This is a genomic window from Streptomyces sp. NPDC006458, from assembly GCF_040612135.1.
Taxonomy (GTDB): Bacteria; Actinomycetota; Actinomycetes; order Streptomycetales; family Streptomycetaceae; genus Streptomyces.
Map to the genome: position 1 here is coordinate 1 of NZ_JBEXPR010000052.1, position 13,833 is coordinate 13,833.

A 13,833-nucleotide genomic window follows, 5' to 3' on the forward strand; every position below is an offset into this window, starting at 1 on the left:
GCCCGGTTACATTCCGAACCCGGAAGCTAAGCCTTACAGCGCCGATGGTACTGCAGGGGGGACCCTGTGGGAGAGTAGGACGCCGCCGAACAATCTTTGGAGGACCCCTGGTCCCAGCGTTCAGCTGGGACCAGGGGTCCTTTTGTTTTTACAATGCTTGCGGTACCGAAGACAGGAGTCACCCATGTCCACCAACTCTCCCGACGACCGACCGGAGCGCAACCAGCGACGGGACAGTGGTGACCGTGGAGCCCGCGGCGGGTTCCGCCGCGACGACAACCGCGGTGGCCGCGGCGACCGCCGCGACGATCGCGGTGACCGTGGTGGTGACCGCGGTGGCTTCCGTCGTGACGACCGTGGCGACCGTCCCGCGTTCCGCCGTGACGACGACCGGGGCGGTCACGGCCGCCGCGACGACCGCGGTGACCGTGGTGACCGTGGCGGCTTCCGCCGTGACGACCGTCGTGACGATCGTGGCGGTGACCGTCGTGACGACCGCGGCGGCGACCGTGGTGGGTTCCGTCGTGACGACAACCGCGGTGGTGGCTACGGCGGTCGGCGTGACGACCGCGGCGGCGACCGGGGCGACCGCGGCGGCGATCGCGGCGGCGATCGCGGCGGGTTCCGTCCGTCGTACCAGCGTGACGACCGCGATCGTGGACCGCGTCGCGACGACCGTGACCGGGGCTTCCGGCGTGACGACCGCGGTGACCGAGGTGACCGTCCGGCCTACCGCCGTGACGACGACCGCGGCGGCGACCGCCGTGACGACCGCGGCGGCGACCGTGGTGGGTTCCGCCGCGACGACAACCGCGGTGGTGGGTACGGCGGTCGGCGTGACGACCGCGGCGGTGACCGTCGTGACGACCGTGGTGGGTTCCGCCGCGACGACAACCGCGGTGGTGGCTACGGCGGTCGGCGTGACGACCGCGGCGGCGACCGTGGCGACCGTCCGGCCTTCCGCCGTGACGACGACCGTGGTGGCTTCCGGCGTGACGACCGTGGTGGGCGGCCCGGTGGCGACCGCCCCTCGTTCCGCCGCGACGACCGTGGTGACCGTCCCGCCTTCCGCCGTGACGACGACCGTGGTGGCTTCCGGCGTGACGACCGCCGTGACGACCGGCGCGACGACCGTGGTGACCGTGGTGACCGTCCGGCCTACCGCCGTGACGACCGTCGTGACGGTGACCGCGGCGGCGACCGTGGTGGGTTCCGGCGTGACGACAACCGCGGTGGTGGCTACGGCGGTCGGCGTGACGACCGCGGCGGTGACCGGGGCGACCGCGGCGGCGACCGCGGGGGCCGTGGCGGCTTCCGTCGGGACGACCGTGGCGGCTTCCGTCGGGACGACCGTGGTGGGCGGCCCGGTGGCGACCGCGGTGGGTTCCACGGGCGCGGCGGGGACGACCGGCGTGCCGGCGACGACCGACGCGGTGGCGGCCGGTTCCGTGAGGAGCGCGAGCGCGACCGTGAGCCGATCAAGCGGCTGCCGATCCCCGAGGACGTCACGGGCGACGAGATCGACCAGGACGTGCGGCAGGAGCTCCAGAGCCTGCCCAAGACACTCGCCGAGGACGTCGCCAAGAACCTGGTGATGGTCGCGCGCCTCATCGACGAGGACCCCGAGGGCGCGTACGGCTACTCCAAGGTGGCCCTGCGGCTTGCTTCGCGCGTCGCCGCGGTGCGTGAGGCGGCCGGGTTCGCGGCATACGCGAACCAGAAGTACTCCGAGGCGCTGGCCGAGTTCCGGGCCGCGCGGCGGATGACCGGCACCGTGGAGCTGTGGCCCGTCATGGCGGACTGCGAGCGCGGGCTGGGCCGGCCGGAGAAGGCGGTGGACATGGCCGGTGCGCCCGAGGTGAACAAGCTCGACAAGACCGGACAGGTCGAGATGCGGCTGGTCGCCGCCGGCGCCCGGCGTGACATGGACCAGCTCGACGCGGCCATCGTCACGCTGCAGAGCCCCGAGCTGGCCTCGAACGCCGTGCAGCCGTGGACCGCGCGGCTGCGGTACGCCTACGCCGACGCCCTGCTGGCGGCCGGTCGTGAGGGCGAGGCGAGGGAGTGGTTCGCGAAGGCCGTGGAGGCCGACCGGGACGGCAGCACGGACGCCTCCGACCGCCTGGCGGAGCTGGACGGTGTCGAGTTCGTCGACGCTCTCGACGAGAACGAGGCCGCCGAGGGCGAGGTCGTCGTGGAGGTCCAGGGCGACGCCGTCGAGGCCGACCAGGCCGACCAGGACGATGAGCGCGAAGAGGACGTCGAGGATGTTGAGGATGACGAGGACGACGAGGACGACGACGAGGTCGGCGACGATCGCTGACCTCGACCTCACGGCCGTATGACAAAGGGCGGGGCCCCCGAGCGGGGTCCCGCCCTTTTGCGTGTCCGCCCTCGTGCGTCTGCGCTTGTGGGTCCGTCCTCAGATGTCTAGGGCGCGCAGCACGAGGCCGGAGGCCGGTTTGGGGCCGAAGGACGTCGACTTGCGGGGCATGGTGACGCCCAGGCGGGCGAGGTCGCGGACCACGGCCTCGCGGACGGGGTGCATCAGGACGGCCGTACTGCCGTGGCGTTCGGCCTTGCGGACGGTGGCCGCCGTGTCGTGGATGTAGGCGATGCGGGCCGGGTCGTCCTCGGGGATGCGCCAGATGTGGTCGAGGAGCGTGGCGTGCAGGACGGTCGCGTCCAGGGTGCGCCAGGCGGCGGGGCGGTCGGCGGGGACGGTGCGGGCCAGCAGGTCCGGGTCGGGCCGGTCGATGAGATGGAAGGCGCCGTCGCCGGCCAGGAGGAAGGCGTTGCTCTCGCAGGCCGCGTCCGCGAGCGCCTCCAGGGCGTCCGGCAGGGGCACGTCGAGGGGCCGGACGCGGAAGTGGTCCCGGACCGCGGCGAGGGCGTCGGCGACCGGCAGGCCGTGCAGGAGGCGGTGGATGGCCCGGACCCTCAGGGGGTAGCGGGCGGTGTCGACCAGGAGGACCAGACCGAGGTCCCAGGGGCTGGGAGAGGGGTGCTCGGCGCGCAGCCGGCGGTAGGTGGCCCAGCGGTGGTGGCCGTCGGCGATGAGGGCCTGGTGGTGGGCCAGGTCGGCCTGCACGTGGGCCAGGTCGTCCGGGTCGGTGACCGACCACAGGCGGTGGTGGTAGCCGTCCTCGGTGATGGTGGCGAGCAGCGGGGGCCGCTGGGCGGTGCGTTCGACGACCTCGGCGGCGGAGCCGTTGCCGTGGTAGGTCAGCAGCAGGGGTTCGAGGTTCGCGGAGGTGGCCCGCATCAGGGCGGCGCGGTCGGCGACCACGTGCGGCATCACGTCCTCGTGGGGCAGGACGATGCCCTCGGCGGGGTCGGAGACGCGCAGGGTGCCGATGAGGCCGCGCTGGAGCATGCCGTCGGAGTGGCGCTGCTCGTACACGTACAGGGCGGGCTCGGGGTCGGCGGTCAGGACACCCTCGGCGAGCCAGCGGCGCAGGGTGTCGGCCGCCTGTTCGGTGCGGGCGCCGACGGTGCCGGCCTGGGGGAGGATCAGCCGGACGATGTTGTGCGGGTCCGCGTCTTGGAGGTGGTGCACTCCGTCGGGGCGTACGACGACGTCGTACGGCGGGGAGGTGACGGCGGCGAGGCTGCCGACCCGGTCGGGGTCGTAGCGCAGGCCTCGGAACGGGGTGAGTTCCAGGCCTCGGGGCGCCGTTGCTTCCGAGTGACCCGCAGTGTTCATCAAGGCATCGTACGTGTGTCGGTGGCATGCGCGATGATCGGGGGAAAGGCCGAATGAACGAGGAGCGATGCGGAATGAGCCAGGGCGTCAGGACGAGGCCCGAGGGCAGTGTGAAGGCCCTGAGCGCGGCGTACGACACGGCGCTGCTCGACCTGGACGGGGTGGTGTACGCGGGCGGGAGCGCCATCGTGCACGCCGTCGAGTCGCTGGCGACCGCCCGGGAGGGCGGGATGCATCTGGCGTACGTCACGAACAACGCGCTGCGCACCCCGGACGCCGTGGCGGAGCATCTGACCGAGTTGGGGATACCGACGGGTGCGGCGGACGTCATCACCTCGGCGCAGGCGGTCGCGCGGCTGATCAGTGAGCAGGTGCCGGCGGGTGCGCGGGTGCTGGTGATCGGCGGCGAGGGGCTGCGGGTGGCGCTGCGGGAGCGGGGGCTGGAGCCTGTGGAGAGCGCCGACGACGATCCCGCGGCGGTGGTGCAGGGGTACGGCGGGCCGGAGCTGGCCTGGGGGCGGTTCGCCGAGGCCTCGTACGCGGTGGCGCGCGGGGTGCCGTGGTTCGCGTCGAACACCGATCTGACGATTCCGAGCGGGCGGGGCATCGCGCCGGGCAACGGGGCGGCGGTGCAGGTGGTGCGGATCGCGACCGGGGCCGAGCCGCAGGTGGCGGGCAAGCCGCTGCCTCCCATGCACCGGGAGACGATCCTGCGGACGGGTGCCCGGCGGCCGCTGGTGGTGGGGGACCGGCTGGACACGGACATCGAGGGCGCGTTCAACGGGGAGGTCGATTCGCTGCTGGTGCTGACCGGTGTGACCGACGGGGCGCAACTGCTGGCGGCGCCGCCGCGGCACCGGCCGACGTATGTCGACGCGGATCTGCGCGGGTTGCTCACCGGGCAGCCGGAGGTCGTCGCGGCCGGGGAGGGTTTCCGGTGCGGGGGCTGGACGGCGACGGCGGGTGACGGGAGGCTGGAACTCGACGGTGACGGGGAGGCTCTGGACGGGCTGCGGGCGCTGTGCGCGGTGGCGTGGACGGCGGCCGGGGAGGGCTCCTGCGAGCTGGACGCGGAGAAGGTGCTGGCGCGGCTGGGGCTCTGAGGGGCTCTCAGGGGATCCCGGCGTGGAGGTGTTCGGCGGGTGGCTGCCGAGGCCTGAGGGGTCCTCAGCTGGTACGGAAGGTGGTGACCGACCATCGTTCAAAATGCGAGGGTAGGCTAACCTAACCTCCGTGTTGGTCGACAGTCCCCCCGAACAGCGCGCGGAAACCGCCCCCGCGCCCCCGAAGCGCCGTGCGACACGCGCGGCCGGGCTTCTCGTCTCTGTCCTGATCCTTTCGCTCGTCGCCATGGCGAGCATCGCGATCGGGGCCAAGGAACTGTCCCTGGACCAGGTCTGGCACGGCCTGTTCCAGGACAGCGGGACCTACGGCGACGTCGTCGTGGACGAGCGGCTGTCGCGGACGCTGCTCGGACTCCTCGCCGGGGCCGCGCTGGGCCTGTCGGGAGCCGTCCTCCAGGCGCTCACCCGCAACCCGCTGGCCGACCCGGGCCTGCTCGGCATCAACGCCGGAGCGTCCGCCGCGGTGGTCACCGCGATCACCTTCTTCGGGGTGACGAGCCTGAGCGGCTATGTGTGGTTCGCCTTCCTCGGGGCCGCGGCGGTGGGGGCGCTGGTCTGGTTCCTCGGCGGCAGCCGCGGTGCCACGCCCGTACGGCTCGCGCTCGCCGGGACCGCGCTCAGCGCCGCGCTCTACGGCTATCTCCAGGCCGTGATGATCATGGACGAGGCGGCGCTCGGCAAGATGCGCTTCTGGACGGTCGGTTCGCTGAACTCGGCGACCGACGAGACCATCACCCAGGTCCTGCCCTTCCTGGCGGTCGGCACGCTGCTCGCCCTGTCCCTCGCCCGCCCGCTGAACGCGATGGCGATGGGCGACGACACGGCGAGGGCGCTGGGCGCCCATCTGGGCCGCACCCGGGCGCTGTCCATGCTGGCCGCGACCGTGCTGTGCGGGGCGGCGACCGCCGCCTGCGGCCCGATCGTGTTGGTCGGCCTGATGGTGCCGCACGTCGTGCGCTCCTTCACCGGGCCCGACCTGCGCTGGATCCTGCCGTACGCGACGGTCCTGTCGCCCGTGCTGCTGCTCGGCGCCGACGTCATCGGCCGGATCGTGGCCCGGCCCGCGGAGCTCCAGGTCGGCATCGTCACCGCGATCATCGGCGGCCCGGTCTTCATCTTTCTCGTACGACGGCGGAGGACGGCCCAGCTGTGAGCACCGCAGTGAAGAACCCGCGCCGGGCCACCCGTGCGCTGCGTACCCCCGGCGGGCTGTCCGTCCGTGTCGACCCCCGCGCGTTCCTCGTGGTCGTCGTCCTGCTGGCGGCCGCGCTCACCGCGAGCGTGCTGCTGATCGGCACCGGAGACTTCCCCATCGCCGCCGGGGACGTGGTCAGGACCCTGGCCGGGAACGGCGACGCGGGCCAGGAGTTCATCGTCAACGAGCTGCGACTGCCGCGTGTCCTGGTCGGGTTGCTGGTCGGCGCCTCGCTGGGCCTGGGCGGCGCGCTGTTCCAGGCCGTCTCGCGCAACCCGCTGGGCAGCCCCGACGTGCTTGGCCTCGGACAGGGCGCCACGGCCGGCGCGCTGACCGTCATCGTGCTGATGTCCGGCAGCGCGGGCCAGGTCGCGGCCGGCGCGCTCGTCGGCGGCCTGGTGACCGGCCTGGCCATCTATCTGCTCGCCTGGAAGCGGGGCGTGCACGGCTACCGGCTCGTACTGGTCGGCATCGGTGTGTCGGCCATCGCCACCGCCGTCAACGGCTATCTGCTCACCAAGGCCGACCTCGTCGACGCCTCCCGCGCGGTCGTCTGGATGACCGGATCGCTCAGCGGCCGGGGCTGGGAGCAGGTGTGGCCGCTGCTGTGGCTGTGCGTCGTGCTGGTCCCGCTCGTCCTCGCCAACGCGCGCGGGCTGCGGATGATGGAGATGGGCGACGACGTCTCAGGCGCGCTCGGCGTGCGCGTCGAGCGGGTCCGGCTGGTGCTGATGGTGGCGGCCGTGCTGCTCACCGCTTCCGCCACCGCCGCCGCCGGGCCGATCAGCTTCGTCGCGCTCACCGCGCCGCAGCTCGCCCGGCGCCTGACCCGTTCGCCCGGCCCGAACCTGCTGGCGTCCCTGTGCATGGGCGCCACCCTGCTGGTCACCGCCGACTGGGTGTCGCAGCGGCTGTTCGGCGCCGACCAGCTTCCCGTGGGTGTGGTGACCGGAGTGGTCGGCGGGGTCTACCTGCTGTGGCTGCTGGTCACCGAGCGGCGGGCGGGCCGGATATGACGACGGACACGCGCGCAGCCGCGTACCAGAACACTTCGAGGAGCACCGTGAACCGTCTGTCCGCCGAGAACGTCACCCTCGCCTACGACCAGCGGGTCATCGCCGAGCAGCTTTCGGTGGAGATCCCCGACAACTCCTTCACGGTGATCGTCGGGCCGAACGCCTGCGGCAAGTCGACGCTGCTGCGCGCGCTGTCGCGGATGCTCAAGCCCAGTCAGGGCCGGGTGCTGCTGGACGGGCAGGTCATCCAGTCCATGCCGGCGAAGAAGGTCGCCCGCACCCTCGGGCTGCTGCCGCAGTCCTCGGTCGCCCCGGACGGGATCACGGTCGCCGACCTGGTGGGCCGCGGCCGCTACCCGCACCAGGGCATCCTGCGCCAGTGGTCGGCCGACGACGAGCGGGTGGTCGTCGAGTCCATGGCCCAGACGGGCGTCGCCGAGCTGGCCGACCGGTACGTCGACGAGCTGTCCGGCGGTCAGCGCCAGCGCGTGTGGATCGCGATGGCGCTCGCCCAGCAGACGCCGCTGCTGCTGCTCGACGAACCGACCACCTACCTCGACATCCAGCACCAGATCGACGTGCTGGACCTGTGCGCCGAGCTGCACGAGACCCAGGGCCGCACGCTCGTGGCCGTCCTGCACGACCTCAACCACGCCGCCCGGTACGCCACGCACCTGATCGCCCTCAAGGGCGGCGAGGTCATCGCGCAGGGCGCGCCCAACGAGGTCGTCACGGCCGGCCTGGTGGAGGAGGTCTTCAACCTGCGCTGCCAGGTCATCGACGACCCGGAGACGGGCACCCCACTGGTGGTTCCGGCCGCGCGAGCGGCACGGGCGGAGGCGCGGGCGGGAGTCACGGACGCGTCCTGAACGGTCGCGGCTTCCGCAGCCGGAGGCCCCTCGGCAGGGGCGACTTCCGGAACTCCTACAGAAGTTTCCTGAGCCGGAACAGGTCCATCAGACTCGCCTCCAGCTTCACCCGCCCCGAGCCCCAGGCCCTGGCGAAGTGCAGCCCGCCGCCGACCAGGGCCACCAGGTCGTCGCCCGCCAGGGCGAGCCTGATCTGGGCCCGGTCCGGGGGCGGGCCCGGGAGCGTGTCGTGCACGTGGATGCGGCCGTCCGACATCCGGCCCACGAAGGTGACGTCCAGATCGGTGATGTGACAGCTCACCGAGCGGTCCAGGGCGGCTGCCGCGCGGACGTCGCCCTCGGCGTGCTGCATGTTGTCCGAGAGCTTCTCCAGCGCGGCACGGCACGCGTCGATCGTGGCCATCGGGACCGACGGTACCGCAGGGGTTCGGGGTAGCGTCGGGGCATGAACGACGCAGCCCCCGAGCCGGACCTCGCCGAGGAGTCCGAGCCAGGCCTCCGCCAGGAGGACGCCCCCGGGCCCGAGGAGGACCCCTCGGCCCCGGCACCCCTCGACGTCCCGCGCACCCCCACCGGCGACGCCGAGGTCGACGCGTGGCTCGAGCGGCTCGCCGATGCGGACCACCTCGCCACGGACGGACATCTTGAGGTGTACGAGGATGTACACCGGGAGCTGCGCGACGCGCTCACCGCGCTCGACGCCCGCCCGGGACCCCCGGCGCCCCCGTCGTCCTCGATGCCGTACCAGAGCAGGAGCTGAACCGAACGTGGCAGGAGTCGCACGCCGCCGTCTCGACGCGGAGCTGGTCCGCCGGAAGCTCGCGCGCTCGCGCGAGCACGCCGGCCAGCTGATCGCCGCAGGACGGGTGACCGTCGGCAAGACCGTCGCGACCAAGTCCGCCACCCAGGTGGAGACCGCCGCGGCGATCGTGGTCGTGACCGACGACAGCGATCCCGAGTACGTCTCCCGGGGCGGGCACAAGCTCGCCGGGGCGCTGGAGGCGTTCGTGCCGCTCGGGCTCGCGGTGCAGGGGCGCCGGGCGCTCGACGCCGGCGCGTCGACCGGCGGCTTCACCGATGTGCTGCTGCGCGCGGGTGCCGCGCACGTCGTCGCCGTCGACGTCGGCTACGGGCAGCTCGCGTGGTCTCTCCAGAGCGATGAACGCGTCACCGTCAAGGACCGTACGAACGTACGCGAGTTGACACTTGAGGCGATCGATGGGGAACCTGTGGATCTGGTCGTGGGGGATCTTTCGTTCATCCCGCTCGGGCTGGTGCTGCCCGCCCTGGCGCGGTGCGTGCGGCCGGACGCCGATCTGGTGATGATGGTCAAGCCGCAGTTCGAGGTGGGCAAGGAACGGCTGGGCAGCGGGGGTGTCGTACGGAGTCCGCAACTGCGGGCGGAGGCCGTACGGGGTGTGGCCGGGAAGGCGTGGGAGCTGGGGCTCGGGGTGCGAGGTGTCACCGCCAGTCCGCTGCCCGGGCCTTCCGGGAATGTCGAGTACTTTCTGTGGCTGCGGGCAGGTGCCCCCGCGCTGGACCCGGCCGACGTTGACCGTGCAGTGGCGGAGGGGCCGCGTTGACACCGAACCGAGCTCGTACTGTTTTCCTGCTGGCCCACACCGGGCGGCCGGCAGCCATTCGCAGCGCCGAGCTCGTGGTGAAGGGCCTGCTGCGGTCCGGCATCGGGGTGCGTGTCCTGGAGTACGAGGCGGCCGACCTGCCGCTGCCGGACGAGGTGCAGCTGGTCAAGGAGGCGACACCGCAGTGCCTCGACGACTGCGAGCTGCTGATCGTGCTCGGCGGGGACGGGACGCTGCTGCGCGGGGCGGAGTTCGCCCGCGCCTCCGGGGTGCCCATGCTGGGCGTGAACCTCGGGCGGGTGGGCTTCCTGGCCGAGGCCGAGCGCGACGACCTCGACAAGGTCGTCGACCGGGTGGTCACGAAGTCCTACGAGGTCGAGGAGCGGATGACCGTCGACGTCGTCGTGCACAGCAACGGGGACATCGTGCACACCGACTGGGCGCTCAACGAGGCGGCCGTGCAGAAGGCGGGCGCCGAGAAGCTGCTCGAGGTCGTCCTGGAGATCGACGGGCGGCCCGTCACCGGGTTCGGCTGCGACGGGATCGTGCTGTCCACCCCGACCGGGTCGACCGCGTACGCCTTCTCCGCCGGGGGACCCGTGGTGTGGCCGGAGGTGGAGGCGCTGCTGATGGTGCCGATCTCCGCCCACGCGCTGTTCGCCAAGCCCCTGGTGACCTCGCCGGACTCCGTGCTCGCGGTGGAGGTGCTGCCGCACATCCCGCCGGGTGTGCTGTGGTGCGACGGACGGCGGACCGTCGAGCTGCCCGCCGGGGCCCGGGTGGAGGTGCGGCGCGGAGCGGTGCCGGTACGGCTCGCCCGGCTGCACCACGCCTCGTTCACCGACCGGCTCGTGGCGAAGTTCGCGCTGCCCGTCTCAGGGTGGCGGGGAGCACCGCACTAGAGCCTGTCGGACAGGGCCCTGAGCATCCGGGCGGGTCGCTTCCCCCGCCCGGGTGACAAGGGCACCTCGCAATCCCCGCGCCCGACCTCGTAAGGTCTTCTCCGTGCTGGAAGAGATGCGGATACGGTCGCTCGGCGTCATCGACGACGCGGTTGTCGAGCTGTCGCCCGGGTTCACCGCCGTCACCGGCGAGACGGGCGCGGGCAAGACCATGGTGGTCACGAGCCTCGGGCTGCTGCTGGGCGGGCGCGCCGATCCGGCGCTGGTGCGGATCGGCGCCGAGAAGGCGGTCGTGGAGGGGCGGATCACGCTCGCCGCGGACGCGACGGCGGCCGTACGGGCCGAGGAGGCCGGGGCCGAGCTGGACGACGGGGCGCTGCTGATCAGCCGTACCGTCTCGGCCGAGGGCAGGTCACGGGCCCACCTGGGCGGGCGCAGCGTGCCCGTGGGGCTCCTCGCCGAGCTCGCGGACGAACTGGTGGCCGTGCACGGCCAGACCGACCAGCAGGGGCTGCTGAAGCTGTCCCGGCAGCGGCAGGCGCTCGACCGGTACGCCGGGGACGGCGTGGCCGTACCGCTGGCCAAGTACGCCGAGGCCTACCGGCGGCTGAAGGCCGTGTCCGTGGAGCTGGAGGAGATCACCACGCGCGCGCGTGAGCGGGCCCAGGAGGCCGACATGCTGCGCTACGGGCTCGACGAGGTCGCCGGCGTCGAGCCGCGGGTCGGCGAGGACACCGAGCTGGCGGAGGAGGCCGAGCGGCTGGGCCACGCCGAGGCGCTGGCGTCCGCCGCGACGGCCGCGCACAGGGCGCTCGCGGGCAACCCCGAGGACCCGGAGGGCATCGACGCGGCCACACTGGTGGCGGGCGCGCACCGGGCCCTGGAGGCCGTACGGTCGCACGACCCCGCGCTGGCCGCGCTCGCCGACCGGATCGGGGAGATCGGGATTCTGCTGGGCGACGTGGCCGGGGAGCTGGCCGGGTACGCCGACGACCTGGACGCAGACCCGCTGAGACTGGCCGCGGTCGAGGAACGGCGGGCGGCGCTGACGGCGCTGACCCGCAAGTACGGCGAGGACGTCGCGGGCGTGCTGGCCTGGGCGGAGCGGGGTGCCGCGCGGCTGACCGAGCTGGACGGCGACGACGAGCGGATCGGGGAGCTGACCGCCGAGCGGGACGGACTGCGCGCCGAACTGGGCGGGCTGGCGCAGGCGTTGACGGACGCCCGCGGGGAGGCCGCCGAGCGGTTCGCGGCCGCCGTGACACAGGAGCTGGCCTCGCTGGCGATGCCGCACGCGCGCGTGTCCTTCGCGATCCGGCAGACCGAGGACCCCGAAGGCGTCGAGGTCGGCGGGCGGGCCGTCGCGTACGGGCCGTCCGGCGCGGACGAGGTGGAGCTGCTGCTCGCCCCGCACCCGGGGGCGCCGCCGCGGCCGATCGCCAAGGGGGCCTCCGGTGGTGAGCTGTCCCGCGTGATGCTGGCCGTGGAGGTCGTCTTCGCAGGGACCGACCCGGTGCCGACATATCTCTTCGACGAGGTCGACGCGGGTGTCGGTGGCAAGGCCGCGGTGGAGATCGGGCGGCGGCTGGCGAAGCTGGCCCGGAGCGCTCAGGTGGTCGTCGTGACGCACCTTCCTCAGGTGGCCGCGTTCGCCGACCGGCAGCTGCTGGTGGAGAAGACGAACGACGGGTCCGTGACGCGGTCCGGGGTCAAGGTCCTGGAGGGCGAGGAGCGGGTCCGGGAGCTGTCGCGGATGCTCGCGGGGCAGGAGGACTCCGTCACGGCTCGGGCACATGCCGAGGAGTTGCTGGCGGCGGCGCGGGGTGATGCGGGATAGGCCTTCGGCCCGCTCCACGCCCCCTCGGATCCCCGCCCGCTCCGCGGCCTCCCTCGATCCCCGCCCGCTCCGCGGCCTCCGTTTTTCCGCCCGCTCCGCGGTCTCTCTTCGCCGCTCCGCGGCGGGTTCCCGCCCACCTCAGCCTTGAACGGCCCCCCTGAACCGCTGAGCCCCGCCTTCCCCCTGAACCGCTCCGCGGTTTCCTGACCCCGCCCGCTCCGCCCGCTCCGCCCGCTCCGCCCGCTCCGCCCGCTCCGCCCGCTCCGCCCGCTCCGCCCGCTCCGCGGGCTCCCTGAATTCACCCGTATGGGTGAGCCTCTGGGCTGCCCCCGCTCGGCTTCCTGACGTCGCCGTGCCCGGAACACCCGTGCGCCCTGGCATCCTTGGCCGTGTGTACGTCCTCGAACCAGGAGCCCCGGCCACGTGAGCCACGTGAGCAGCCACTCAGCGCCCGGACAGTCGCCGCTGCGCACCGTGCAGGTGCTGGGCGGTGGCAACGTCCGCAGCAGCGCGCATGTGCGTTCGCTGGCCTCCGGGCTCGTCGCGCGGGGCGTGCGGGTGACGGTGTGCGCCCCCGTCGAGGTCGCTCACACCTATGACTTCACCGGGGCGGGCGCCGAGCATGTGCATGTGCCGCGCAGCAGCGACCCGACGTCCGTGGCGGCGCTGCGGGCGGCGTGCGCGGATGCCGACCTGGTGCACGCCCACGGGCTGCACGCCTCGTTCCGGGCCGTGCTCGCGCTGAGCGGGCGGCGCACCCCGCTGGTGGTGACCTGGCACGGGCGGACGCATGCCGAAGGGGCGCGCGCCCACTTTCTGCGGATGCTGGAGCGCCGGGTCGTCAAGTCCGCCTCCGTGGTGCTGGGCACCACCTCCGACCTCGTGGACCGGGCCCGCTCCACCGGCGCCAGGGACGCCCGCCTGGCCGCGTCCGCGCTGCCGGGGCCACTGGCGGCGGTCGAGCGCGACGAGTCCCACCGGCCCAAGCTGCGGGCCGAACTCGGTGCGACGGGCCGCCCGTTGCTGCTCGCGGTCGGTGCGCTGGAACGCCGGCGCGGTTACCGGGTGCTGCTCGACGCCGCCCGGGCGTGGCGGGAGCTGGAGCCGGTCCCGCTGGTGGCGATCGCCGGTGAGGGCCCGTTGCGGCCGGTGCTCCAGCGCCGGATCGAGGACGAGGAGCTGCCGGTGCGGCTGCTGGGCCGCCGGGAGGACGTGGGCGATCTGCTGGCGGCCGCGGACATCGCGCTCCTGCCGAGCAGTTGGGAGTCGCGTTCGGTGCTCGCCCAGGAGGCCCTGCACGCGCGCGTGCCGCTCGTGGCGACGGCCGTCGGCGGCGTCCCCGACCTCGTCGGCGACGCCGCCGAACTCGTGCCCTACGGCGACTCCGACGCCCTCGCCCGTGTCGTCACCGAGCTGCTCGCCGACCCCGAACGCCGAGAACTGCTGCGGGAGCGTGGCGTACGGCAGGCGGCGACCTGGCCGACGGAGGACGAGACGGTCGCGCAAGTGCTCAGCGTGTACGACGAGTTGACGCAGGCCCGTCCGCTGATCTGAAACCCTTCGGGTCGGACCTGAAACCCTTCGGGTCAGACCTGAAACCC

Annotated in this window: 13 protein-coding genes and 1 rRNA gene; 11 read left to right on the forward strand and 3 right to left on the reverse strand. The window is 73.4% G+C overall.

Features of this window, described 5'->3' with window-relative positions; translation table 11 throughout:
• Positions 1-91: ribosomal RNA gene (gene rrf / locus ABZZ79_RS37720) — 5S ribosomal RNA — on the forward strand; the annotation flags it as partial.
• An 87-nt stretch (positions 92-178) separates the two neighbouring features.
• On the opposite strand, the gene ABZZ79_RS37725 is transcribed toward rrf, so the two are convergent.
• Complete coding sequence (locus ABZZ79_RS37725; RefSeq protein ID WP_356696862.1) at positions 179-1,390, reverse strand: hypothetical protein; 1,212 nt, start codon at positions 1,388-1,390, stop codon at positions 179-181.
• 141 nt (positions 1,391-1,531) lie between these two features.
• Between ABZZ79_RS37725 and ABZZ79_RS37730 the strand changes: the two genes are divergently transcribed.
• A complete protein-coding gene (locus ABZZ79_RS37730; RefSeq protein WP_356696864.1) occupies positions 1,532-2,323 on the forward strand; it encodes a hypothetical protein in 792 nt (263 codons plus the stop codon).
• Positions 2,324-2,422: 99 nt separating this feature from the next.
• On the opposite strand, the gene ABZZ79_RS37735 is transcribed toward ABZZ79_RS37730, so the two are convergent.
• Positions 2,423-3,706 carry a DUF1015 domain-containing protein gene (locus ABZZ79_RS37735; protein WP_356696866.1) on the reverse strand — a complete coding sequence of 428 codons (1,284 nt, stop codon included), beginning with the start codon at positions 3,704-3,706 and terminating at the stop codon, positions 2,423-2,425.
• A gap of 74 nt (positions 3,707-3,780) precedes the next feature.
• Here ABZZ79_RS37735 and ABZZ79_RS37740 point away from each other — a divergent pair, with 74 nt between their 5' ends.
• The 4 genes from ABZZ79_RS37740 to ABZZ79_RS37755 all read left to right on the forward strand — a co-directional run bounded on the left by ABZZ79_RS37740 (position 3,781) and on the right by ABZZ79_RS37755 (position 7,910).
• Complete coding sequence (locus ABZZ79_RS37740) at positions 3,781-4,809, forward strand: HAD hydrolase-like protein (RefSeq protein WP_356696868.1); 1,029 nt, start codon at positions 3,781-3,783, stop codon at positions 4,807-4,809.
• Positions 4,810-4,939: 130 nt separating this feature from the next.
• A complete protein-coding gene (locus ABZZ79_RS37745) occupies positions 4,940-5,983 on the forward strand; it encodes an iron chelate uptake ABC transporter family permease subunit (RefSeq protein WP_356696870.1) in 1,044 nt (347 codons plus the stop codon).
• Positions 5,980-7,041 carry an iron chelate uptake ABC transporter family permease subunit gene (locus tag ABZZ79_RS37750; RefSeq protein WP_356696872.1) on the forward strand — a complete coding sequence of 354 codons (1,062 nt, stop codon included), beginning with the start codon at positions 5,980-5,982 and terminating at the stop codon, positions 7,039-7,041. Before ABZZ79_RS37745 ends, ABZZ79_RS37750 begins: the two co-directional genes overlap by 4 nt.
• Positions 7,038-7,910 (forward strand): ABC transporter ATP-binding protein, encoded by an 873-nt coding sequence (locus ABZZ79_RS37755; protein WP_356696874.1) that lies wholly within the window; start codon positions 7,038-7,040, stop codon positions 7,908-7,910. Before ABZZ79_RS37750 ends, ABZZ79_RS37755 begins: the two co-directional genes overlap by 4 nt.
• Positions 7,911-7,965: 55 nt before the next feature.
• On the opposite strand, the gene ABZZ79_RS37760 is transcribed toward ABZZ79_RS37755, so the two are convergent.
• Positions 7,966-8,313 (reverse strand): sterol-binding protein, encoded by a 348-nt coding sequence (locus ABZZ79_RS37760; RefSeq protein WP_356696876.1) that lies wholly within the window; start codon positions 8,311-8,313, stop codon positions 7,966-7,968.
• Between the two features lie 42 nt (positions 8,314-8,355).
• Here ABZZ79_RS37760 and ABZZ79_RS37765 point away from each other — a divergent pair, with 42 nt between their 5' ends.
• From ABZZ79_RS37765 to ABZZ79_RS37785, 5 genes are all read left to right on the forward strand, one after another.
• A complete protein-coding gene (locus tag ABZZ79_RS37765; RefSeq protein WP_356696878.1) occupies positions 8,356-8,670 on the forward strand; it encodes a hypothetical protein in 315 nt (104 codons plus the stop codon).
• Between the two features lie 7 nt (positions 8,671-8,677).
• Positions 8,678-9,493: a TlyA family RNA methyltransferase gene (locus ABZZ79_RS37770; RefSeq protein WP_356696880.1), complete on the forward strand. Its 816-nt coding sequence runs from the start codon at positions 8,678-8,680 to the stop codon at positions 9,491-9,493.
• Complete coding sequence (locus tag ABZZ79_RS37775) at positions 9,490-10,395, forward strand: NAD kinase (protein ID WP_356696882.1); 906 nt, start codon at positions 9,490-9,492, stop codon at positions 10,393-10,395. Before ABZZ79_RS37770 ends, ABZZ79_RS37775 begins: the two co-directional genes overlap by 4 nt.
• A gap of 115 nt (positions 10,396-10,510) precedes the next feature.
• Positions 10,511-12,232, forward strand: a complete 1,722-nt coding sequence (recN, locus tag ABZZ79_RS37780) for a DNA repair protein RecN (protein WP_356696908.1) — start codon at positions 10,511-10,513, stop codon at positions 12,230-12,232.
• Between the two features lie 423 nt (positions 12,233-12,655).
• On the forward strand, positions 12,656-13,786 hold the full coding sequence (locus ABZZ79_RS37785; protein WP_356696884.1) for a glycosyltransferase family 4 protein: 1,131 nt from the start codon (positions 12,656-12,658) through the stop codon (positions 13,784-13,786).
• Positions 13,787-13,833 lie beyond the last annotated feature (47 nt).

Excerpts from the sequence above, each read along its gene's own strand:
- ABZZ79_RS37735 (WP_356696866.1), bottom strand. The coding sequence starts at position 3,706 with ATGAACACTGCGGGTCACTCGGAAGCAACGGCGCCCCGAGGCCTGGAA.
- ABZZ79_RS37740 (WP_356696868.1), top strand. The coding sequence starts at position 3,781 with ATGAGCCAGGGCGTCAGGACGAGGCCCGAGGGCAGTGTGAAGGCCCTG.
- ABZZ79_RS37755 (WP_356696874.1), top strand. The coding sequence starts at position 7,038 with ATGACGACGGACACGCGCGCAGCCGCGTACCAGAACACTTCGAGGAGC.
- ABZZ79_RS37760 (WP_356696876.1), bottom strand. The coding sequence starts at position 8,313 with ATGGCCACGATCGACGCGTGCCGTGCCGCGCTGGAGAAGCTCTCGGAC.
- ABZZ79_RS37765 (WP_356696878.1), top strand. The coding sequence starts at position 8,356 with ATGAACGACGCAGCCCCCGAGCCGGACCTCGCCGAGGAGTCCGAGCCA.
- recN (WP_356696908.1), top strand. The coding sequence starts at position 10,511 with ATGCGGATACGGTCGCTCGGCGTCATCGACGACGCGGTTGTCGAGCTG.